General features: G+C 54.6%; 18 protein-coding genes. 2 read left to right on the top strand and 16 right to left on the bottom strand.

What is annotated here, in order from left to right:
• Nucleotides 1-18 precede the first annotated feature (18 nt).
• The 16 genes from WMO23_RS00590 to fdxA all read right to left on the bottom strand — a co-directional run bounded on the left by WMO23_RS00590 (nucleotide 19) and on the right by fdxA (nucleotide 17,367).
• Nucleotides 19-1,089, bottom strand: a complete 1,071-nt coding sequence (locus WMO23_RS00590) for a rod shape-determining protein (protein ID WP_020309664.1) — start codon at nucleotides 1,087-1,089, stop codon at nucleotides 19-21.
• Complete coding sequence (gene murA, locus WMO23_RS00585; protein ID WP_292298506.1) at nucleotides 1,070-2,344, bottom strand: UDP-N-acetylglucosamine 1-carboxyvinyltransferase; 1,275 nt, start codon at nucleotides 2,342-2,344, stop codon at nucleotides 1,070-1,072. Before murA ends, WMO23_RS00590 begins: the two co-directional genes overlap by 20 nt.
• A 388-nt stretch (nucleotides 2,345-2,732) precedes the next feature.
• Nucleotides 2,733-3,698, bottom strand: a complete 966-nt coding sequence (gene glpX / locus WMO23_RS00580) for a class II fructose-bisphosphatase (RefSeq protein WP_020309666.1) — start codon at nucleotides 3,696-3,698, stop codon at nucleotides 2,733-2,735.
• 322 nt (nucleotides 3,699-4,020) lie between these two features.
• Complete coding sequence (serS, locus tag WMO23_RS00575; RefSeq protein ID WP_292262347.1) at nucleotides 4,021-5,301, bottom strand: serine--tRNA ligase; 1,281 nt, start codon at nucleotides 5,299-5,301, stop codon at nucleotides 4,021-4,023.
• Between the two features lie 54 nt (nucleotides 5,302-5,355).
• On the bottom strand, nucleotides 5,356-6,000 hold the full coding sequence (locus tag WMO23_RS00570) for a histidine phosphatase family protein (RefSeq protein ID WP_292107600.1): 645 nt from the start codon (nucleotides 5,998-6,000) through the stop codon (nucleotides 5,356-5,358).
• Between the two features lie 12 nt (nucleotides 6,001-6,012).
• Nucleotides 6,013-7,605 carry a phosphoglycerate dehydrogenase gene (serA, locus tag WMO23_RS00565; RefSeq protein ID WP_301876882.1) on the bottom strand — a complete coding sequence of 531 codons (1,593 nt, stop codon included), beginning with the start codon at nucleotides 7,603-7,605 and terminating at the stop codon, nucleotides 6,013-6,015.
• A 24-nt stretch (nucleotides 7,606-7,629) separates the two neighbouring features.
• Nucleotides 7,630-8,703 carry a 3-phosphoserine/phosphohydroxythreonine transaminase gene (gene serC, locus WMO23_RS00560; protein ID WP_292262353.1) on the bottom strand — a complete coding sequence of 358 codons (1,074 nt, stop codon included), beginning with the start codon at nucleotides 8,701-8,703 and terminating at the stop codon, nucleotides 7,630-7,632.
• A gap of 842 nt (nucleotides 8,704-9,545) precedes the next feature.
• Nucleotides 9,546-11,828 (bottom strand): adenosylcobalamin-dependent ribonucleoside-diphosphate reductase, encoded by a 2,283-nt coding sequence (locus WMO23_RS00555; protein ID WP_296821036.1) that lies wholly within the window; start codon nucleotides 11,826-11,828, stop codon nucleotides 9,546-9,548.
• A 139-nt stretch (nucleotides 11,829-11,967) separates the two neighbouring features.
• Nucleotides 11,968-12,924 carry an alpha/beta hydrolase gene (locus WMO23_RS00550; RefSeq protein WP_020309673.1) on the bottom strand — a complete coding sequence of 319 codons (957 nt, stop codon included), beginning with the start codon at nucleotides 12,922-12,924 and terminating at the stop codon, nucleotides 11,968-11,970.
• Nucleotides 12,925-12,930: 6 nt separating this feature from the next.
• Nucleotides 12,931-13,308, bottom strand: coding sequence for a dihydroxyacetone kinase phosphoryl donor subunit DhaM (gene dhaM / locus WMO23_RS00545; RefSeq protein ID WP_020309674.1), 378 nt, complete (start codon nucleotides 13,306-13,308; stop codon nucleotides 12,931-12,933).
• Between the two features lie 21 nt (nucleotides 13,309-13,329).
• The gene (dhaL, locus tag WMO23_RS00540; RefSeq protein ID WP_239639869.1) at nucleotides 13,330-13,959 is read right to left on the bottom strand and encodes a dihydroxyacetone kinase subunit DhaL; all 630 of its coding nucleotides are present in this window, start codon (nucleotides 13,957-13,959) and stop codon (nucleotides 13,330-13,332) included.
• Between the two features lie 6 nt (nucleotides 13,960-13,965).
• Nucleotides 13,966-14,955: a dihydroxyacetone kinase subunit DhaK gene (gene dhaK / locus WMO23_RS00535; RefSeq protein ID WP_020309676.1), complete on the bottom strand. Its 990-nt coding sequence runs from the start codon at nucleotides 14,953-14,955 to the stop codon at nucleotides 13,966-13,968.
• Nucleotides 14,956-15,162: 207 nt separating this feature from the next.
• A complete protein-coding gene (pyrR, locus tag WMO23_RS00530) occupies nucleotides 15,163-15,696 on the bottom strand; it encodes a bifunctional pyr operon transcriptional regulator/uracil phosphoribosyltransferase PyrR (protein ID WP_292261590.1) in 534 nt (177 codons plus the stop codon).
• A 15-nt stretch (nucleotides 15,697-15,711) separates the two neighbouring features.
• Nucleotides 15,712-16,629: an RluA family pseudouridine synthase gene (locus tag WMO23_RS00525; RefSeq protein ID WP_020309678.1), complete on the bottom strand. Its 918-nt coding sequence runs from the start codon at nucleotides 16,627-16,629 to the stop codon at nucleotides 15,712-15,714.
• A 10-nt stretch (nucleotides 16,630-16,639) separates the two neighbouring features.
• On the bottom strand, nucleotides 16,640-17,077 hold the full coding sequence (lspA, locus tag WMO23_RS00520; protein ID WP_020309679.1) for a signal peptidase II: 438 nt from the start codon (nucleotides 17,075-17,077) through the stop codon (nucleotides 16,640-16,642).
• Nucleotides 17,078-17,202: 125 nt separating this feature from the next.
• Nucleotides 17,203-17,367: a 4Fe-4S ferredoxin gene (gene fdxA / locus WMO23_RS00515; protein ID WP_020309680.1), complete on the bottom strand. Its 165-nt coding sequence runs from the start codon at nucleotides 17,365-17,367 to the stop codon at nucleotides 17,203-17,205.
• A gap of 515 nt (nucleotides 17,368-17,882) precedes the next feature.
• On the opposite strand from fdxA, the gene WMO23_RS00510 reads away from it, so the two are divergent.
• The gene (locus tag WMO23_RS00510) at nucleotides 17,883-18,563 is read left to right on the top strand and encodes a response regulator transcription factor (protein WP_020309681.1); all 681 of its coding nucleotides are present in this window, start codon (nucleotides 17,883-17,885) and stop codon (nucleotides 18,561-18,563) included.
• Entirely contained in the window at nucleotides 18,547-19,980 is a 1,434-nt protein-coding gene (locus tag WMO23_RS00505) for a sensor histidine kinase (protein ID WP_296821034.1), read from the top strand. Before WMO23_RS00510 ends, WMO23_RS00505 begins: the two co-directional genes overlap by 17 nt.
• The last annotated feature ends 314 nt before the right edge of the window (nucleotides 19,981-20,294 follow it).

The following is a 20,294-nucleotide window of genomic DNA, read 5'->3' as shown; positions in this document are numbered from 1 at the left end:
CGCCTGCTGCGGAGCACTCTATAAATCATCAAAACTATCTTTTAAGCGGTCCATTTCCCGCAAAGCCTTACCGGCTCCGTTGGCGACGCACAACAAAGGTTCATCGCAGAGATAGGCGGCCATGCCTGTCGTCTGGGAAATGAGGCGGTCGAAACTATCCAGGAGCAGGCCGCCGCCGGTAAGGACGATGCCATGGTCGGCAATGTCCGCAGCCAGTTCGGGCGGTGTCTTTTCCAGGATGGAGACGATCGTCTTGAGGACGGTCTGAATCGGTTCGTCCAGGGCCTGGCGGATTTCCTGCGAGTCGATATCGACCGACGTCGGCAGGCCCGTTTCCGTGCTGCGGCCGCGGACATCGGCTGTCATGCGCCGGCCGTCGCCCATGGCCGTGCCGATGAGTATCTTCAGCTCTTCTGCTGTGTGCTGACCGATGGCGACGTGCTTGATCTTTTCCAAATAGCGGATAATCGCTTCGTCAAAAGTGTTGCTGCCAATGCGCAGGGATTCGCTGATGACGACGCCGCTCAGGCTGAGGACGGCGACGTCCGTCGTCCCGCCGCCCATGTCGACGACCATGGAACCATTAGACGTGGCAATGTCCAGACCGGCGCCGATAGCGGCAGCCAGCGGTTCTTCCATGACCGTCGTCTTGCGGGCACCGGCCTGCATGGCCGCTTCGATGACGGCCCGCCGTTCGACGTTGGTGACGCTCGACGGGACGCAGATGACGACGCGGGGTTTAAAGATCAGTGCCTTGCCGATGGCCTTGCGGATGAAGTAGCGCAGCATGTATTCCGTCGCGTCGTAGTCGGCGATGACGCCGTTGCGCAGCGGATGGTAGGCGTGGATGTTACGCGGCGTCCGCCCCAGCATAGCCTGGGCTTCGCGGCCGATGGCGACGACTTTATTTTCCATCGTATCGACGGCGATGACGGCCGGTTCATTGACGACAATGCCCCGGTTCTTGACGAACACGATGATATTGGCCGTTCCCAGGTCGATAGCGATATCGCTGCCGAACCAGTTGGCCAGAAAGAACGAGTGGGACTGTTTCGGCTGTACTCTTTTCTTAGTTTTCTTCTTCCTCAATATTGACGCGAACAATGTCTGCACCTAGCCTTTGTAATTTTAATACGAGATTATCATAACCGCGGTCGATGTGGTATAAATAGCCGACTTCCGTTTTCCCTTCGGCGACGAGGCCAGCCAGGACTAAGGCAGCACCGGCCCGCAGGTCCGTCGCATTGACAGAGGCCCCTTTGAGCCTGGGGACGCCTTCGACGATGGCGCTGCGGCCTTCGATGCGGATCTTGGCGCCCATGCGCTTGAATTCGTCGACGTGCATGAAGCGGTTTTCAAAGACCGTTTCGGTGACGACACTCGTCCCCTGGCAGATAGTCGTCAGGGCCATGAACTGGGCCTGCATGTCTGTCGGGAAACCGGGATAAGGCAGGGTCTTGATATCGGCCGGGCGAAGCGGTTCATGGCCGATGACGCGGATGCCGTCGATTTCTTCCTGGACTTCGGCGCCGACTTCTTTCAATTTGGAAATGAGGGGCTTCAAGTGTTCCGAAATGGTATTCTCTACGAAGACATTGCCCTGGGTCATGGCCGCGCCGACCATGAAAGTACCCGCTTCGATGCGGTCGGGGATGACGGCGTGATTGGCGCCATGCAGTTCCTTGACGCCTTCGATGCGGATGACGTTGGTGCCGGCACCGCGGATGTTGGCGCCCATACTGTTGAGGTACGTTGCCAAATCGACGATTTCCGGTTCTTCTGCGGCATTTTCCAGGACCGTCTTACCGTCGGCCATGGATGCAGCCATGAGGATATTTTCCGTAGCGCCGACGCTGGGGAAATCGAGATAGATCTGAGCCCCTTTGAGGCCATTCGGTGCCGTCGCTTCGATGTCTCCGTTTTCCAGGTTGATGACGGCTCCCATGGCTTCAAAAGCCTTGAGGTGCAGGTCGATAGGACGGGCACCGATGGAGCAGCCGCCGGGCAGGGAAATCTGGGCCCTCCCCTTGCGGGCCAGTAAAGGTCCCATAACCAAAAAAGATGCACGCATACGGCGCACTAAATCATACGGAGCCGTTGTCGATGTCAGCTCATGGGCATCGATGACCAGTGTATCTCTTTCAGGATGTTCTATATGAACGCCGAGGGACGCGATGACGTCACAGACGGTATGTACGTCGGCTAATTTCGGGATTTCTGTCAAAGTACTCTGCGTCGTTCCCAGCATAGATGCGACAATGATAGGCAGCACGGCATTTTTAGCCCCGCTGACGCGAACCGTACCCTGTAAGGGCTTTCCACCATGAATAACAAGTTTCTCCAATTCTGGTGCCTCCTAATACTATTCGAGTAGTTTATTCTAAATGGCCCAAAGGCAATGGCGCTTAAGGTGCCATTATGAGCATATAATTACTATCAAGTCATTGTACCATAAAAGGGGAGAAAAAAAAAGGGCTTGTCGCCGTGCGATAAGCCCTTTTTAAGCTGTAGGGGTCGCCACGTGGGCGACCCGCTGGATATTTGACGACGTTCTCCCAATCCGGAAAATCACTCATATTCCGGAGCGGGCTTGCCACGTGCAAGCCCCTACAGACGAAATCACTCGGAAATTTTTCTTCAACCTACAAGCGGGACGCTAACTGCTGACCGCTAGCTGCTGACCGCTAGCGGCTGACGGCTAACAGCAACCTGCGGCCTGCGAACTACGGCTTTTACAAATGAATACTCCATTTGGCCTTCTTGTCGAAGCGGTGGAACGTGTCGATGAAGCGGATCGTGCCGCTCTTGTAGCGCATGACGACGGACATGGTGCGGGCGCCGCCGCCAAAGTACTGGACGCCTCGCATCATGGGCGTATCGGTAATGGCCGTCGCCGAGAAGATGCAGTCGTCGCCTTTGACCAGGTCGTCGAGGGTCATGACGCGGTTGATGTCATCAATGCCCATTTCCCAGCAGCGCTTCCGTTCTTCGTCGGTATAGGGAATGAGGCGGGCCTGCATATCGCCGCCCAGGCATTTCAGGGCCGCTGCAGCCAGGACGCCTTCCGGAGCGCCGCCGATGCCCATGAGGACGTGGACGCCGGACCCTTCGATACCGGCGTCGACAGCCGGCGAGACGTCACCGTCCGTGATGAGCTTGATGCGGGCGCCGGCACTGCGGCATTCGTCGATGATTTCCTGATGGCGCGGCCGGTCGAGGATGACGACGGTCAGATCGTCGATGCCTCGTTCCAGGCCTTCGGCGATGCGGCGCAGGTTTTCCTGAACGGGCTGGGTCAGGTCGATGCGGCCTTTGGCCCGCGGTCCGACACAGAGCTTTTCCATGTACATGTCCGGAGCGTGGAGCAAGTTCCCCTTGCGGGCGATGGCCATGACGGCAATGGACCCATCCTGGCCTTTCGCCGTCAGGTTCGTCCCTTCCAGCGGGTCGACGGCGATATCGACTTCCGTGCCGCCGGCGCCGACTTTTTCACCGATATAGAGCATCGGCGCTTCGTCCATTTCGCCTTCGCCGATGACGACAGTCCCATCAATAGGAACCGTCGATAAAATCGAATGCATCCCATCGACAGCCAACTGGTCAGCGCCCATCTTGTCGCCCTTCCCCATGAGGCGGCCAGCCTTGACGGCAGCCGTTTCGGTAACGCGGACAAATTCCAAGGTCAATACGCGATCCATAGTGAACCTCCTATCTAAAAATAATTGAAATACATATATAGTATTACTTCTAGACAGAGTAAAAAAACTCCTGCCTCGGGGCAGGAGTTTTTTCGTTCATCGTTTATCGCAGGCGAACGCCTTTTTCGAGTTTGAAGTTTGCAGTTTTTAGTTTGCAGCAAATGGTAAAAAATTTAAAGCCAGCTTCTACAAACTCTGTACTACAAACTATAAAGTAAAAGGGACCGTGTATGATGGCAAAATTTTTCGTGCGACAGCCCCCTACGAACGCGACCGGCGGCCTGTGAATGCGAACTGCGGGACGCCCTTTGGGCGTCCCCTACTACTGTTTCGTGATCACGTCGCAATGCATGTACGGGCGGAGGACTTCCGGTACGATGACGGAACCGTCAGCCTGCTGGTAGTTTTCCAGGATAGCGGCGACGGTACGGCCGACAGCCAGGCCGGAGCCATTCAGGGTATGGACGAATTCCGGTTTCGATTTCGGCGTGCGGCGGAAACGGATATTGGCCCGGCGTGCCTGGAAATCTTCCGTATTGGAGCACGACGAGATTTCACGGTATTTCCCCTGTGCCGGGAACCAGACTTCGACGTCGAAGGTCTTGGCAGCGGAGAAGCCGATATCGCCCGTGCAGAGGCAGACGACGTGGTACGGCAGGCCCAGGGCCTTGAGGATATCTTCGGCGTTGTTGGTCAGTTTATCGAGTTCATCATAGCTCGTTTCCGGAGCGACGTATTTGACCATTTCAACTTTGTGGAACTGGTGCTGACGGATGAGGCCCCGCGTATCGCGGCCAGCCGAACCGGCTTCGGCACGGAAGCACGGCGTCATGGCCGTGAAGTAGACCGGCAGCTTGGCACCGTCGATGATTTCACCGCGGTAGTAGTTGGTCAGCGGTACTTCTGCCGTCGGGATCATGTACATTTCTTCGCCTTCGACGTTGAGCTTGTACATATCTTCGTAGAACTTCGGCAGCTGGCCTGTACCGGTCATGGAATCGCGGTTGACGATGTACGGCGGGATGACTTCGGTGTAGCCGTCCTTTTCTGTATGCTGGTCGAGCATGAAGTTGTAGACAGCGCGTTCCAGGCGGGCGCCGGCGCCGATGTAATAATAGAAGCGGGCACCCGTGACTTTAGCAGCCCGTTCGGAATCGAGGATACCCAGTTTTTCACCGACATCCCAATGATTGAGGGGCTGGAAATCGAATTTCGTCGGTTCGCCCCATTTGCGGACTTCCGGGTTGTCGCTGTCGTCGTTGCCAACGGGGACCGAGGGGTGGCACATATTGGGGATCATGAGCTGGATAGCGCGCATGTCAGCTTCAACTTTCTTGACTTCTTTATCGAGAACGTCGATGTCGTCGCCGAGCTTCTTCATGGCTGCGATCTGGGCGTCCGCATTTTCTTTGTTGCGTTTGAGCTGGCTGATTTCCTTGGTGACCGTGTTGCGTTCGTTCTTCATGGCTTCGACTTTCTGAAGAATGTCGCGGCGCTGGTTGTCCAAGGCGACGAAAGCGTCGACATCGGCTTTGGCATGGCGGTTCTTAATATTTTCTTTGACTTCTTCCACGTGTTCGCGGATGAATTTCGTATCTAACATGATAGTTTCTTCCTTCCTCAGTAAATATGCTTTTATACCCCTCGTATTATAGCCTTATAAGCCTTTCTGTTCAATACCGCTGAACAAATACCCCATATGATTCGTAGAATTTAGCAGGACCAGGCGCCATACGCCGTCCTGACATTCCAAGACGTTGATACACGTATTATCCTGTTTAATCTGCCAGAAATGGCTCATATCCAGGCCCAGGACATCGCAGATGATGGCCTTGTTGACGGCGTCATGAGCGGCGACGAGGACCGTCTTGCCGTCGTACTTCCGGACGTAATCATCAAAGGCAGCGCGGGCGCGGACGCGGACATCTTCCAGGGATTCGCCGCCCTGGCCGGGCATGGTCACCGTATGAGGCTGTGTATGCCAGCGGTGGAATTCTTCAGGATACTTGGCTTCGATTTCATCGGCCAGCTTCCCTTCCCAATCGCCGTGGTTGATTTCCAGGAGCCTGTCGTCCTTGAGGACCGGCAGGCCGTGGAGGTCCGCACAGAAAGAGCAGGTCATGTACGACCGTTCGAGGGGGCTGGAAATGGCTACGTCGATGGGCGTATCCTTCAGGCCTTCGGCGACCATATGGCCCTGGCGGAGGCCCCGTTCACTCAGGTGCGTGTCTTCCTGGCCCTGGTAACGGCCTTCAATATTCCATTGTGTTTCGCCGTGGCGAATGAGTATGATGCGTACCATAGTTTCCCCCTGTTAGTGAATATCGCAGTGAATGAGCTTCATATCGAGGATGCCGTTGATCGAGCGGAGCTTGACCATGATGTCGTTGGGGATGTCATCCTGGACGGCAATGGCCATGATGTTGTTGCCCGATTTGGTCATGCGGCCGACCTGCATGCCCATGATGTTGATATGAGCCTGGCCGAGGATGGTCGAAATCTGACCGATCATGTTCGGCTGGTCGACGTGCGGTACCAGGAGCAGGTAGCCTTCGGGCGTGAAGTCGACGCGGTATTCATCGATCTGGACGATTTTGGCTTCCGTCCCGTTGAACAAGACGCCGACGATGGCGTGTTCGCCCTTATTGGTGCGGACCCGGACAGTGACGGAGTTGACGAAATAGCCATTGGACTGGCTGTTGATTTCTTTGATGGCAATGTGGCGCGTCTTGGCGACTTCGGCGGCATTGACGTAGTTGACCGATTCCTGGAGGATCGGATTGAGGGCTCCTTTGAGGACGGCCGTCGTCAGCAGGCGCGTTTCCGTATCGGCCAGTTCGCCCGTGTATTCGACTTCGATTTCCTTCATCGGCGCATCGGCCAGGTAAACGGCCAGGTTGCCCATGCGTTCCATGAGGTCGAAATAAGGATGGATGACATTGTAGACATTGGGCGGTACAGGAGCCATGTTGACGGCTGTAGCGACGGGTTCGCCTTTCAGGGCTTCCATGACGCCTTCGGCGACGTCGACGGAAACGCCGATCTGAGCTTCGACAGTCGAAGCGCCGAGGTGCGGCGTAATGACGACGTTATCCATGCCCAGGAAGGGGTTGATGTCCTTGGTCAGCGGTTCCGTCGGGAAGACGTCGATAGCGGCGCCGGCGACGTGGCCGCTCTTGAGGGCTTCAGCCAGTGCATAGATATCGAGGACCGCCCCGCGGGATACGTTGATAACCCGGACGCCGTCTTTCATCTTGGCGATTTCTTCCTTGCCGATGAGGCCCCGCGTTTCTTTGGTCAGCGGCGTATGCATGGTGATGTAGTCCGACCGCTTGAAGAGCGTATCCAAGTCGACTTGTTCGACGCCGAGCTGTTTGAACCGTTCTTCCGGGATGTACGGGTCATAGCCGATGGTCTTCATTTCCATAGCCTGCATGCGTTTGGCAATGCGCGAACCGATGCGGCCGACGCCGATGATGCCGATGGTCTTGTTCTGGAGCTGGATGCCCGTAAAGGTCTTGCGGTCCCAGTTGCCGGCCATGAGCGAGTTGTGGGCCTGCGGGATGTGGCGGGTAATGGCCATGATCATGGCGCAGGTATGTTCCGTAGCGGCCAGGGTGTTGGACGTCGGCGTATTGACGACGACGATGCCCCGTGCCGTCGCACTCTTCAAGTCGATGCTGTCGACGCCGACACCGGCACGGCCGATGACCTTCAATTTCGTAGCCGCTTCGATGACCTTTTCCGTGACGTGGGTCATGGAACGGGTAATGAGGCCGTCGTATTCGCCGATGCAGTCGATGAGGCCCTGTTCATCGAGGTTCTTCTTCACATCTACTTCATATCCATTTTCGCGTAAGAGATCTACGCCTTTCATCGATACGTCATCGCTGACTAAAATCTTCATTTTCTTCTCCCCCTATGTAATACATTAATGTTTTTTCTGGAACGCTTTCATGAAATCGGCCAGAGCCTGGCAGCCTTCTTCGGTAACGGCATTGTAAATCGATGCCCGGCAGCCGCCGATGGAACGGTGCCCCTTGACACCGATGAGGTCGTGATCAGCCGCTTCAGCGACGAACTGGGCTTCCAGTTCCTTCGTCGGCAGGTTGAAGGTGACATTCATGAGGCTGCGCGAATCTACGCGGGCATGGCCGCGGTAGAAGCCGTTGCTGTCGTCGATGACACCGTAGACGATAGCCGCTTTCTTCTTATTTCGTTCATGCATGGCAGCCAGTCCGCCGTTATCGTCGAGCCAGTGGGCCACTTTATTGACGAAATAAATGTTGAAGACCGGCGGCGTATTGTACGTCGAATCGTGGTCGACATAGGTCTTGTACTGCAGCATGAGCGGCAAATCACGGCAGACCTTCTTCAGCAAGTCGTCCTTGATGATGGCCACGACGACGCCGGCCGGGCCGACATTCTTCTGGACACCGGCATAGATGAAATCGAAATTCTTCACATCGACCGGACGGCTGAGGAAATCGCTGGACATATCACAGAACAAGGGAACGTCGAAAGACGGGAAATCATGCCATTCCGTCCCATGGATGGTATTGTTCGATGTCATGTAAATATAGTCCGTGTCGGGCTTGACGACGAAACGGTCTGCCTTGGGGATGTACGTAAAGCCATCGGCTTTGCTCGAAGCGACTTCATACGTTTCCCCGTAGAAGGAAGCGGCTTCCATGGCCTTATTGGACCATACCCCAGTATTCAGATAACCGCCGCGCTTCTTGAGGAAATTTGCTGCATGCATGACGAACTGCATACTGCCGCCGCCCTGGATGAAGACGATATGATAATCATCTGGAACAGCCAGGAGCTTCTTCAGCGTCGCTACCGTGTCGTCCTGCATTTCCTGATAGGCAGCACTGCGATGACTGATTTCGACGATGCTCATCCCCGTGTGATTGAAATCGAGGAATTCATCCTGAACTTCCTTGAGGACTTCCAAAGGCATTGCCGATGGACCTGCATTGAAATTGTACACTCTCTTCATATTTCCACCTCTTACTGCGCGAAGACCGCAGGGAAAGTCTTCTGCCATACCAATAAAAAAACTCCCGTCCCATCAAAGGGACGAGAGTCGATATTCCCGCGTTGCCACCCAACTTGCCTTTCGGCCAACTTGTACCGCTATATCGGGCGTACCCGTCAAATTCATCATTTGCAGCTCCAGAGCGGAACGCCTTACAGCCCTGCTGCCTCGCACCACCCGGCAGTTCTCTGAAAGGACCCATAATTTGCTTCTCCTTCATCGCCTTCTGTAAAATTACGTTTATTATAAACACAAACGCCCTGCCTGTCAAGACAAATTTTAACAGGATCATCCCCCAACAGCCGTAGGTGCGTGCTCGTAGCCGATAAATCAGTCCCATCATCCTGCCATGGGCTATCACTATCAGTCTCCAGCGGGTCGCCCACGTGGCGACCCCTACAGTCCGGATTGCCCATTTCCTAAAAGCCAGCGTCAGCCAGTGGCACAACTCATTGGCTTTTCCCAATTTTCCAGAGATTGCATAGAGTCTGATGCCGTCTCTGGGGGGCAGTTGGATTGCCAGGCCAGCGTCAGCCAGTGGCACGACTCATTGGCTTTTCCAAATCTCCCACAGCCCGGAGTCTGATACCGTCTCTGGGAAACGTCAGTTTACCACATTGCCTAACAAAGGCCGTGACTCGATGCTGACACCCCATATGAGGTGGTTCGGATTGCCGCAGATTGGCGTATCTGACAAGGAAGCAATCCGCAAGGCGTAGCAGGGCTACGTCGAGGAATTGCTGACGCAGGCAGATGCGTCAAGATGCGGTAAGACGGGCCTCCCCATATGGGGCGTCAGCATCTTAATTACATTTACTCCAGCCGCAGTTTTTGCAGGTGTTGCAGCCGCCTTCAAAGACTAAGGGTTCGCCGCACTGGGGGCAGAGCATGCTTTCGGCTGTGACCTTCTTTTCAGCTTTCGGCCGGACCGGCGTCTTTTTGACTGGCGTATGGCCGCTGGCGACGGATGCCGTCTGATGCAGTTCTTCCTGGACTTCATCGAACATTTCCAGCAGGGCGTTGCCGACCGTCATGGGGCAGCACGAACCGCGGCTGGTATCGCCGCGCGTCGCCCGGCGCACCGAATAGGACGGGCAGTTGCCTGTCGAATTGAGCTGGTCGACGATGGTATAGATATCGATGCCGGCGCGGGCACTGATGGAAATCATGCGCGACAAGCCGATCATAAAGTTGTTGCAGCCGCCTGTCGAGCCCTTGCTGAGGTATGTTTCCAGGAGAGCCCCTGTCTGGGGATCGAAGAAAGCCATGCAGTGCAGGCTGCCGCAACCCGTGATGAGTTTACGTTTCTTGCCGATGACGTTGTCGTCGATGCTGACGATTTCACCGCGTTCCAGGCCTTCACCAGCCGTAGGTACACGTTTTTCTTCTTCATGGGTCGTCAGGATACCGGCCCGCTTGCAGCCGTCGCGGAACAGGGTCAGGCCCTTACAGCCCTTTTCATAGGCCAAGAGGTAGAGGTCTTCCGTATCTTCGACGGTAAAGCTGTTGGGCACGTTGACTGTCGAACTGATGGACGCATCGATGTGCTGCTGCCAGGCTGCCTGCATTTCGACGCGTTCATGATAATCCAGGGTCAGGGCCGTGACGAAGTATTCCGGAAGCTGGCCGTCGTCTTTGATGTGGTACTTCTTCATATAGCGTTCGACAATAGGCGTATAGACCTTATAATAGACGTCCGTCCCGTGGAGGGATTCCGTCTTGCGTTCATAGAAGTTCGCATAAATCGGTTCGATGCCGCCGGAAATGCCGAGCATCGTCGACAAAGTCCCCGTCGGGGCGATGGTCAGGAGCTGGGAATTGCGCAGGCCGTATTCCTTGACCAGTTTGGCCGTCGCTTCCGTCGTGTTGGCTTTGAAATAAGGCGTACTCATGATTTCATCGATATGGCATTTTTCGAAGGCACCGCGCTGATGAGCCAGTTCTGCCGACGCAGCGATAGCCGTATCGGCCATGGCAAAGCCGATATCATGACAGAAGGCGACGGCGTCTGTGCTGCCATAAGTCAGGCCCATCTGGATGAGCATGTCGCCGAGGCCCATGATGCCCAGGCCGATCTGGCGCCAGGCTTTGACGCTTTCCCGCTGTTCTTCCAAGGGATGCAGGGGCAGGCCTTCTTCGAGGACATCGTTCAGGGCCCGGACGGCAATGCGGACGCAGCGCTTGAATTCATCGAAATCAAAGGTAGCGTTCGGCGTAAAGGGATCGTTGACGAAGTTGGACAGGTTCATGCTGCCCAAGAGACAGGAGCCACCGGCCGGCAACGGTTCTTCGGCGCAGGGATTGACGCCGGCAAAGGAAAATTCCGGCGTGTGGGCCAGGAGGTTCCACGATTTGATGCGGTCCCAGAACAGGGCGCCCGGTTCGGCATAGTCCCAGTTCGTTTCTGCGACCAGGCGGAAGACGTCGGCTGCATTGACCAGGCTTTCAATGACCTGCCCCGTTTCCTGTCGCTTGAAATGGAGGCGGAACTGTTTGTGTTCCTTGACGGCTTCCATGAATTCATTGCTCAGGCGGATGGAAATATTGGCCTTAGTCACCTTATTGAGGTCCGTCTTGAGCTTGATGAAATCCAGGACATCAGGATGGGCACAGTCGATGGAAATCATCAAGGCCCCGCGGCGGCCGTTCTGGCCGATCAGTTCCGTGACCAGGGAATAGAGGGTCATAAAGGAAATAGAACCGCTCGTTTCTTTGGCCGCGTTGTTGATGCGCGCCCCTTTCGGACTCAAGCGGGAAATATCGATGCCGCAGCCACCGCCGTAGCTGTAGGTCCGGGCCAATTTCCCGGCCCGGTCGAAGATGCTTTCGATGCTGTCTTCCGGCGGCGTCATGACGTAACAGTTGGACAAGGTAATCTTCTTGCCTTCATATTCCAGTCCCCGGTTGGCCAGGATGCGGCCGCCAAAGAGAAATTTCTTGGTTTTGATCAAATCGGCGACTTCTTCATCGCCGCCACTGATGCGGCCGACCCAATGGTCAAAGGTTTCGCCGTTATCGCAATATTTATTCTTCCAAATATCCAGGCCGAGCTGATTCTCTGCACCGAGCCATTCTTGTTCGTTCATAATCTTCCTCCTCCACTGCGCATAGCAAACGCATGACCGCCGTCTACTACATGTAGTAGACGGCGGTCATTTACTATACTAATAATAGCAGGATGGCGGGAAATAGTCAAGTATCGGAAATGCATAGTCCGACGCCTTCCTAGTCATTGAGGACATCCTTTTCTATGAAACGGCTGACGACGCGCAGGTAATCGCTGCGGTCTGTTTCAATGCCGACAGCATGAGGAGAGTCGGCAAAAATATAGAGTTCTTTTTTCGGGCTCGTACAATTATCATAGAGGCTCTTTGCCGTCTTGACCGGCACCAGGGCATCGTCGCTGCCGTGAAGGAAGAGGACAGGCATCTTCATCCGCTTCACAGCCTGCGCCGGTTCCAGGGAAGACACGGTCTTGTGGGTATGGTAGAACATGGCAGCCTGGAAGAAGGGGTCCAGGAGGTCATAACTCCAGATAGCCCGCTTATCTCCTGAAGCCTGCCACAATTTCTCCCGTCCCAGGGAGATGATATTGCCATAAGAGCTATCGGCGACGACAAAGGACAGGTCCTTGCCGTATTCACTGCCTGCATACAGCAGGGCCATGGCCGCTCCGAGGGAGACGCCGTGCAGGCCGATGCTCATCTGTTCATCGCGGTTGCGCAGCCACTGGCACCACATGGCCAGGTCATCGATTTCCCGGATGCCCCATTCCGTATGGGCCCCTTCGCTTTCGCCGTGGCCCCGCAGGTCGATGAGCAGGATATTATAGCCCAGGCGGCGATAGACTTCCATATAAGGCAGGCACATGGACCGATTCTGGTAGAGGCCGTGGATGAGGATGACCGTCTTATGGGAATCATGACGGTTCTCGATATACGTCCCGCGCAGGATCGTCCCGTCCTGACCATTGACCCGGACCGGTTCCCAGCCCCGTTCCTTTTCCCACTGGCGGACGGTGGACACGTCTCGGCTGTGGTTCTCGATGCCCAGGAGCTGGTCCCAGGGAGCATCATAAAATTCTTCATAAGCCATGTTTCCGATATAAGCCCCGATACCGCCCAAGATGACGGCCAGGCAGACCAGGAACAGGAGCAGGCGTTTCAAGAAGCGCTTCATCATGATACCTTACAGCTTCCTGTCCCGGCTGGCTTCTACTTTATCCTGCATGGCAGCCAGAGGCGTACCGCCAACTGCTTCAATGGCGGCGATGACTGCCCCTTCGACGAAGGGGCAGTCCAGGAGCTGTATCTGCCGGTCGTCCAGGCTTTCAGCGACCATTTCTGCCGTCATGACGGCACTGCCCATATCCATGATGCAGGCGACGCCATCGCCTTGATCTACGGCTTCGACAGCCGCCGTGATTTTCTCGAAACTCGTTCCCAGGCTGCCGTCTTCGAGTCCGCCGGCAGCGGCAATAGGCGCATCAGGCGCCATCATGCGGGCCAGTTCAACGGCCCCTTCAGCGGCCTTCTGGCTGTGGGAAATCAATACGATTCCTACCATCTTTTCCTTCACTCCTAAAGATCAGGCCATTTCAGCCAGGACCTGCAGCAAATAGAGCGACGACGTAGCGCCCGGATCCTGATGGCCCAGGCTGCGTTCGCCTAAATAGCTGGCACGCCCTTTGGTAGCGATAATGGTCTTCGTGTATTCTACGCCTTTTTCCGCAGCTTGAGCTGCATCCTGCAAGGCTTCTTTCAATGATTTGCCGGCCGTTACGTCATCCTGCAGGACTTTCAGTGCCGGGCACAAGGCATCGAGCATGGTCTTTTCGCCTTCTGTCGCCTTGCCGCGCATCTTGATGCCGTCGACAGCGGCTTCCATGGCTTTGACGAAAGCAGGTCCGTCGATTTCCGTCAGGCCCTTGCAGGCCATGCCGGCTTTCATAAAGGCCGTCCCGTAGAGCGGGCCCGATGCGCCGCCAACTGTCGACACGAGCTGCATGCCGACGCCTTTGAGCAGGGCACCGATGTCACCGCCTGCCAGGGAAGGCAGCTTCTTTTCGACGGCTTCAAAGCCGCGGGCCAGGTTGATGCCGTGGTCGCCGTCACCGATTTCGTTGTCGAGCTCGGTCAAATATTCTTTTTCTGCTTCGATTTTCTTAGCCATCCCTTCGACGATGGCTGCCATCTGTTTCGTATCCAATGAACTCATCCTCTCTTATTTTTTCCAGGCCAGCGTATCGGCCGGTGCATCGTAGAGAGCCTTCATTTCGTCATCCAGGCGCAGGAGAGTGATGGAGAAACCAGCCATTTCGATGGATGTCATATAATTGCCGACCATCGTGTCGTAGACGCTGATGCCCTGTTCCTTGAGATAATCCTGTACGAAGTTGTTGACGATGTACAGTTCCATGAGCGGCGTCCCGCCCATACCGTTGATGAGGACGACGACTTCATGACCTTTATAATCGAGATCCGCCAGAATCTGGTCGACGAGCATCTTGGCGATTTCATTGGCCGGACGCATTTTTTCCCGATGCGTCCCCGGTTCGCCATGGATGCCGATACCTATTTCCATTTCATCATCGGCCAGTTCAAAGCCCGGTTTTCCCGCAGCCGGAACAGTGCACGGTTCGATGGCCATGCCCATGGAGCGGACGTTGGCGATGACCTTTTCGGCGACGGCCTTGACTTCCGGCAGTTCAGCGCCCTGTTTAGCTTTGGCACCGGCGATCTTATGGACGAAAATCGTACCGGCTACGCCGCGGCGGCCCGTCGTATACAGGCTGTCCCGGACGGCGACGTCATCATTGACGACGACATAGTCGGCCTTGATATCTTCATCGGCTGCCATTTCGATGGCCATTTCAAAGTTCATGACATCACCTGTATAGTTCTTGACGACGCAGAGGACGCCTTTATCCGTCGCTACGGCTTTGATGCCTTCCAGGACCTGGTCCGGTGTCGGCGACGTGAAGACCGTCCCGGCCACGGCGCAGTCGAGCATGCCCGTGCCGACGTAGCCGGCATGAGCCGGTTCATGGCCGCTGCCGCCGCCGCTGACCAGGGCGACTTTGTCTTCTTTTTTGTCGGCCCGGACGACGATGGTCCCATAATCGAGTTTGCGCAGCTTCTTCGGTGCCGATTTGACCAGGCCCTGAATCATTTCCTCTTCAACGTTGTTGACATCATTGACAATTTTTTTCATGATAACCCCTTCTTTCTAGGATATAGTTAAAAGAGCTTGTCGCACGTGCGACAAGCTCTTTTAAGTGGTTAGTGGCTAGCAGTCAGTTGTTAGCGGATGGTTAAAAATTTACATCAATCTTCAAACATTAACGCCAGGATAACCAGATAAGATGGTCGAAAACTTCGTGCGATGTTCACTTAAGTATAGCAAGAAATAAGGGGAAAATCAATTCTGTTCCCGCAAGACGACGCGGTCGCACGAATCGGTTTCCTTTAATTGAACCGACACGTCTTCCTTCCGCGACGTCGGCACATTTTTGCCGACATAATCGGCACGGATCGGCAGTTCCCGGTGACCCCGGTCGACGAGGACAGCCAGTTCGATGAACTGAGGCCGCCCCAGTTCCATGATGGCATTGAGGGCTGACCGGACCGTCCGTCCCGTGAACAGGACGTCGTCGACTAAGATGACCGTCTGGCCGTCGGCATCGAATTTGCCGGCATCGCTGACGGCGATGGGGCTCTTGCGGTCGTCGTCGCGATAAGCCGAAATATCGAGATCATACACGGGCACATCCCGGCCTTCGATAGCTGCCAGTTCCCGGCCCAGGCGCTGAGCCAGGGGGACGCCGCGCGTATGGATACCGACGAGTACCGTCTTGTCCAGGCCTTTATTGCGTTCAATGATTTCATGGGCAATGCGGCGGATAGCCCGGCCGATTGCTTTTTCGTCCATGAGCAGTGTCTTTTCTTTCCACATGTGACTCACCACCTGTCAGTCTTTCTTTTCCGCCCGTTCCAGGCAGGCCAGGAAATCAGCCGGCGCTGGCGCTTCAAAATGCATGGCCTTCCCCGTAATCGGATGGACCAGATCGAGACTATGCGAGTGAAGGGCCTGACCGTCGATAGGGAAATCGTCCTTCTTATACCCATATAAAGGGTCGTTGACGACCGGGTGGTGGATATAAGCCATGTGGACGCGGATCTGATGAGTCCGGCCCGTTTCCAGCTTACATTCGACCCAGGTGTAATCGCCATAGCGCTTCAATACTTTGAAATGGGTCACAGCTTCGCGGCCACCCTTAAAGGTGACGGCCATCTTGACCCGGTCTTTGGGATGGCGGCCGATAGGGGCATCGACGACGCCCCGTTCTTCCGAAATATTGCCGTGGACCAGGGCCCAGTACGTCCGGTGCGCCGAATGTTCTTTAATCTGTTCGGCCAGCCCCTTATGAGCTTCATCGGTCTTGGCGGCAACCATGACGCCTGACGTATCCTTGTCCAGGCGATGGACGATACCCGGGCGGATGACGCCGTTGATGCCCGACAACTCGCCCTGGCAGTGATAGAGCAGAGCATTGACCAGGGTCCCGTCGGGATTGCCTGCAGCCGGGTGGACGACCATGCCGCGGGCCTTATTGACGACGATGATGTCCTTATCTTCATAGACGATATCCAAGGGGATGTCCTGCGGGACCACCTTATATTCTTCCTGGAGTTCGATGACAGCCTGTACCTGATCGCCTTCGTTGAGGCGGCGGTTAGCCTTGGCTTCCTTACCGTTGACAGTGACTTCCTTGCGCTGAATGAGCTGCTGGGCATAACTGCGCGAAATATCCAGGGCCGTCGTCAAATAGACGTCCAGCCGCTTTCCCTGTTCCTGTTCTGTGACTATTAATTTCTTTTCTTCCATGTCTTCATCCTCATTTATCCGAAATATGGGTCCAACTATACCATAACAAAAGTGCGACGCCGACGACGATACCGATATCGGCAACGTTGAATACGGGCCAGATGCGAAAATCGAAGAAATCTGTTACTGCCCCGCGGAGCGTCCGATCCAGGGCATTGCCCAAGGCACCGCCCAAAAGCAGCCCCGCCCCGCCATAGACCCAGGGCGTCGCCGGCAATTTCTTGCGGAATAGACCATACAGCAGGAATAAGGCCAAGGCCATGACTAAAAAGAGCCACTGCTGATTTTCTAAAATCCCAAAAGCAGCACCGCGATTCAAAATATAAGTAATATGAAAAAATCCCGGAATGACCGGAATGGATTCATGAAGGACCATGGCCTGATGGATAGCGTATTTCGTAAGCTGATCGACAACGGTCACGGCCAGGGCAATGCCTAATACATACAAAGCAAACTCCTCCTATTATGCATCTTACAGTGCTTTTATCCTATCACAGAAACAGGGAAAATTCAATAAAAAAAGGCCGCCGCATGATGGCCAAAGCCTTCTGCGACAGCCTTTTGCCGAAGCAATTATTCAGCTGCAATAGCGCCTGTAGGACAAGCGGATTCGCAAGCACCGCAGTCGATGCAGGAATCAGTTACAACGTATTTCGTTTCGCCTTCTTCGATGGCACCGGTCGGGCAAGTGCTAGCGCAAGCGCCGCATTTTACGCATTCGTCGGAAATAACATGCATGGTTTTCACCTCCAAACATCAAGCCTTCGGGGGAATCTCCCCTTCGTCTTCCTCATTATTACACGAATAGACAGACTTGTCAATGAATACCGAATGGGTAAAGATATAGGTATTTCCTAGGTTTTTGCGATTGTCCAAAAAAATTTTCTCAAAATTTCGCCAAAATCATTTTCCGTAGAAATAGAAAAAAGCCGGCGAGGGGAGCCGGCTTTCTCTTTTTGCAAGATATCATCGGGGGAAGACAATATCTCAGCAGTTGAAGAAAATAAGATAGGGGTGTTCGAGGGGTATATGAACAACTTACTTCTCCAACGTCTCGTAGATGATCTGTTCTACATATATTATAATAACAGGTTCTGGCGAAAAGTAAATCCCTAAAGATTAAAAATAGATTAAATTTTCGTGATATTTTTGTAACAATGTCCGAATGAGTAGTACAAAAAAGGGAATTTATACGTTATAATAGTATGTATATGGCTTAGAGTGTGCAAATTCTTTTTTGGGGAGGTTGTTATATGACCGAAAAGACACATATCTTAATCGTCGAAGACGAAAAACAAATCGCCCGCTTCCTGCAAATGGAGTTGGAACATGAAGGCTATGAATGTGGCATCGAATACAACGGCGCCGCTGCCCTGGACCGCATCGGCCAGGAACACTTCGACCTCATCCTGCTGGACATCATGCTGCCTGACGTCGACGGCCTGACCATCTGTAAGCGGACGCGGGAGCTATCGAACGTCCCGATCATGATGCTCTCAGCCAAAGACGATATCGAAACGAAAGTCGTCAGCCTGGACATCGGCGCCAACGACTATCTGACCAAACCCTTCAACAGCAAAGAACTCTTTGCCCGCATCCGTGTCCTCCTGCGAGAACGCCATCAGCTGGCCGACCGGGGAAATTTTCTCCAGCTGAATGACATCACTTTATTCCTCGACCGTCACGAAGTCATGAAGGGAACGAAAAAATTAAAATTGACGAAGAAAGAATTCGAGCTCCTCGCCTATTTAGTCCGGAACAAGAACATCGTCCTCTCGCGGTCGCGCATCGTCGAAGAGGTATGGGGCTACGATTACATCGGCGACACGAATATCGTCGACGTCTATATCCGTTACCTGCGCAGCAAACTGGGCCCGAACGGGCGCAACTACATCCGTACAGTCCGTGGAGTCGGTTATGTGGCAGAAGATTAATCATTGGCTGACACAGCACCTGCTCATCGCTCCCCTGCCCATTTTCGCTAAAATGGTCCTGCTCTATTCGTCTATCGTCTTTTTCATCCTCCTGACCGTATCGGTCGTAACCATTACCAGCGTCCACTACATCATGAACGACTCCCTGCGCGATGAATTGAAGTCCCGCGCTGCGGCGGCCATCCAATACCTGGACGACTACGGAAAGGTCGATACGACGATATTTGTCCGGGCCAACGTACCACCGTCGATGAACTTACAAATTTATGACGGCGCAGGCCATCTCATCGTCGACAACGGCCCGACCCATGCCGTCCGCAAACTGAGCGACCGCTACATCGACGACGCCATAAGCAATCCGCAGAAAAAGCCGCTGCCCACCAGCGTCCAAGGCAACGAATCGTCTGAATTCTCCTATTATCAGCTCTGGACGGACAAACAGGGAAAGAACTACTACCTGCGCTTTTCTCAGCGCCCCGATAAAGAAACGGGCTTCGTGTCGCTCTTATCGAAACAGCTCCTGGCTTCGGTCCTCATCAGCCTGATCTTGACCATCTTCACGGGTATGTACCTCATGAAGCGCTCCCTGGCCCCCTTGCAGGTCATCAATGACACGGTCAAGACCATTGAAGTCAACCGCCTGGACAACCGTATCGCCCTGTCTGACAACAAGAACGAACTCCACGACCTGGCCGTCAGCATCAACCAGGCTCTGGACCGCATCGAATACGGTTATAAACAACAGCAGCAGTTCATCAGCGACGCGTCCCACGAATTGCGGACGCCGATTACCGTCATTGCCGGCTACGCCGACCTCTTATGCCGCTGGGGCAAAGACGACCCAGCCGTCCTCAACGAAAGCCTGACGGCCATCAAATCAGAAACGGACTATATGAAGCAGCTCATCGAACGCCTGCTCTTCTTTGCCCGTTCCAATAATGGAACGCTGTTGAAACACTTTACGAAAATCAATACGGCCGACCTCCTGCAGGAAGTATACAGCGAAGTCAGCCTCATCGACAAAGAACACCAGATCATCCTGCGTCAAAACGACGAAGCCCTGATTACGGCCGAACCGGGCAGCGTCAAACAGATGCTGCGCATCTTCGTCGACAATGCCCTGAAATATACGCCTGCCGGCGGACAGGTCACCCTGACCTGCCAGGCCGACGAAAAGACCGTCCGCTATGTCATCAGCGATACAGGCATCGGCATCCCCAAAGAAGACCTGGAACGCGTTTTTGAACGCTTCTACCGCGTCGATTCGTCCCGCACCAAAGACACAGGCGGATCCGGCCTGGGCCTATCCATCGCCAAATACATCACCAAGGCCAATAATGCCGAACTGGAATTAGACAGCACCCTCCATAAAGGAACGACAGTCACCGCCATCTTCCAACGCACGCAGGAAGAGTGATGGATTAGCCGTTAGCGGTCGGTCCACCGGACCGCTTTCGTAGGGGCCTGCACGTGGCAAGCCCGCTATGACTATGTGAGCATAACGTATGCTGATATATGTGCGTGTTTTCCTGCATCACCTGTCATGTATGATGGATATACCATTATTCCGAACGGGCGCCCCACGTGGGCGCCCTTGCTAGCTGCTAACTGCTGACGGCTAACAACAAAAAAAGCACTAGCCTAAGCTAGTGCTTTTTTTCTTAATCAGCGGCTTCCTATCCTCCCAGGGGGCCTCCCCCCAAGTACTTTCGGCGTTTGCGGGCTTAACTG

It is taken from the genome of Megasphaera intestinihominis (assembly GCF_040096415.1).
GTDB lineage: Bacteria > Bacillota > Negativicutes > Veillonellales > Megasphaeraceae > Megasphaera > Megasphaera intestinihominis.
Note: the sequence above shows the minus strand (reverse complement) of the source record. Positions and strands in the feature narration are given on the sequence as shown.

Excerpts from the sequence above, each read along its gene's own strand:
- glpX (WP_020309666.1), bottom strand. The coding sequence starts at position 3,698 with ATGGATCGCGTATTGACCTTGGAATTTGTCCGCGTTACCGAAACGGCT.
- serS (WP_292262347.1), bottom strand. The coding sequence starts at position 5,301 with ATGTTAGATACGAAATTCATCCGCGAACACGTGGAAGAAGTCAAAGAA.
- WMO23_RS00570 (WP_292107600.1), bottom strand. The coding sequence starts at position 6,000 with ATGGTACGCATCATACTCATTCGCCACGGCGAAACACAATGGAATATT.
- serA (WP_301876882.1), bottom strand. The coding sequence starts at position 7,605 with ATGAAGATTTTAGTCAGCGATGACGTATCGATGAAAGGCGTAGATCTC.
- serC (WP_292262353.1), bottom strand. The coding sequence starts at position 8,703 with ATGAAGAGAGTGTACAATTTCAATGCAGGTCCATCGGCAATGCCTTTG.
- WMO23_RS00555 (WP_296821036.1), bottom strand. The coding sequence starts at position 11,828 with ATGAACGAACAAGAATGGCTCGGTGCAGAGAATCAGCTCGGCCTGGAT.
- WMO23_RS00550 (WP_020309673.1), bottom strand. The coding sequence starts at position 12,924 with ATGATGAAGCGCTTCTTGAAACGCCTGCTCCTGTTCCTGGTCTGCCTG.
- dhaM (WP_020309674.1), bottom strand. The coding sequence starts at position 13,308 with ATGGTAGGAATCGTATTGATTTCCCACAGCCAGAAGGCCGCTGAAGGG.
- dhaL (WP_239639869.1), bottom strand. The coding sequence starts at position 13,959 with ATGAGTTCATTGGATACGAAACAGATGGCAGCCATCGTCGAAGGGATG.
- dhaK (WP_020309676.1), bottom strand. The coding sequence starts at position 14,955 with ATGAAAAAAATTGTCAATGATGTCAACAACGTTGAAGAGGAAATGATT.
- pyrR (WP_292261590.1), bottom strand. The coding sequence starts at position 15,696 with ATGTGGAAAGAAAAGACACTGCTCATGGACGAAAAAGCAATCGGCCGG.
- WMO23_RS00525 (WP_020309678.1), bottom strand. The coding sequence starts at position 16,629 with ATGGAAGAAAAGAAATTAATAGTCACAGAACAGGAACAGGGAAAGCGG.
- fdxA (WP_020309680.1), bottom strand. The coding sequence starts at position 17,367 with ATGCATGTTATTTCCGACGAATGCGTAAAATGCGGCGCTTGCGCTAGC.
- WMO23_RS00510 (WP_020309681.1), top strand. The coding sequence starts at position 17,883 with ATGACCGAAAAGACACATATCTTAATCGTCGAAGACGAAAAACAAATC.
- WMO23_RS00505 (WP_296821034.1), top strand. The coding sequence starts at position 18,547 with ATGTGGCAGAAGATTAATCATTGGCTGACACAGCACCTGCTCATCGCT.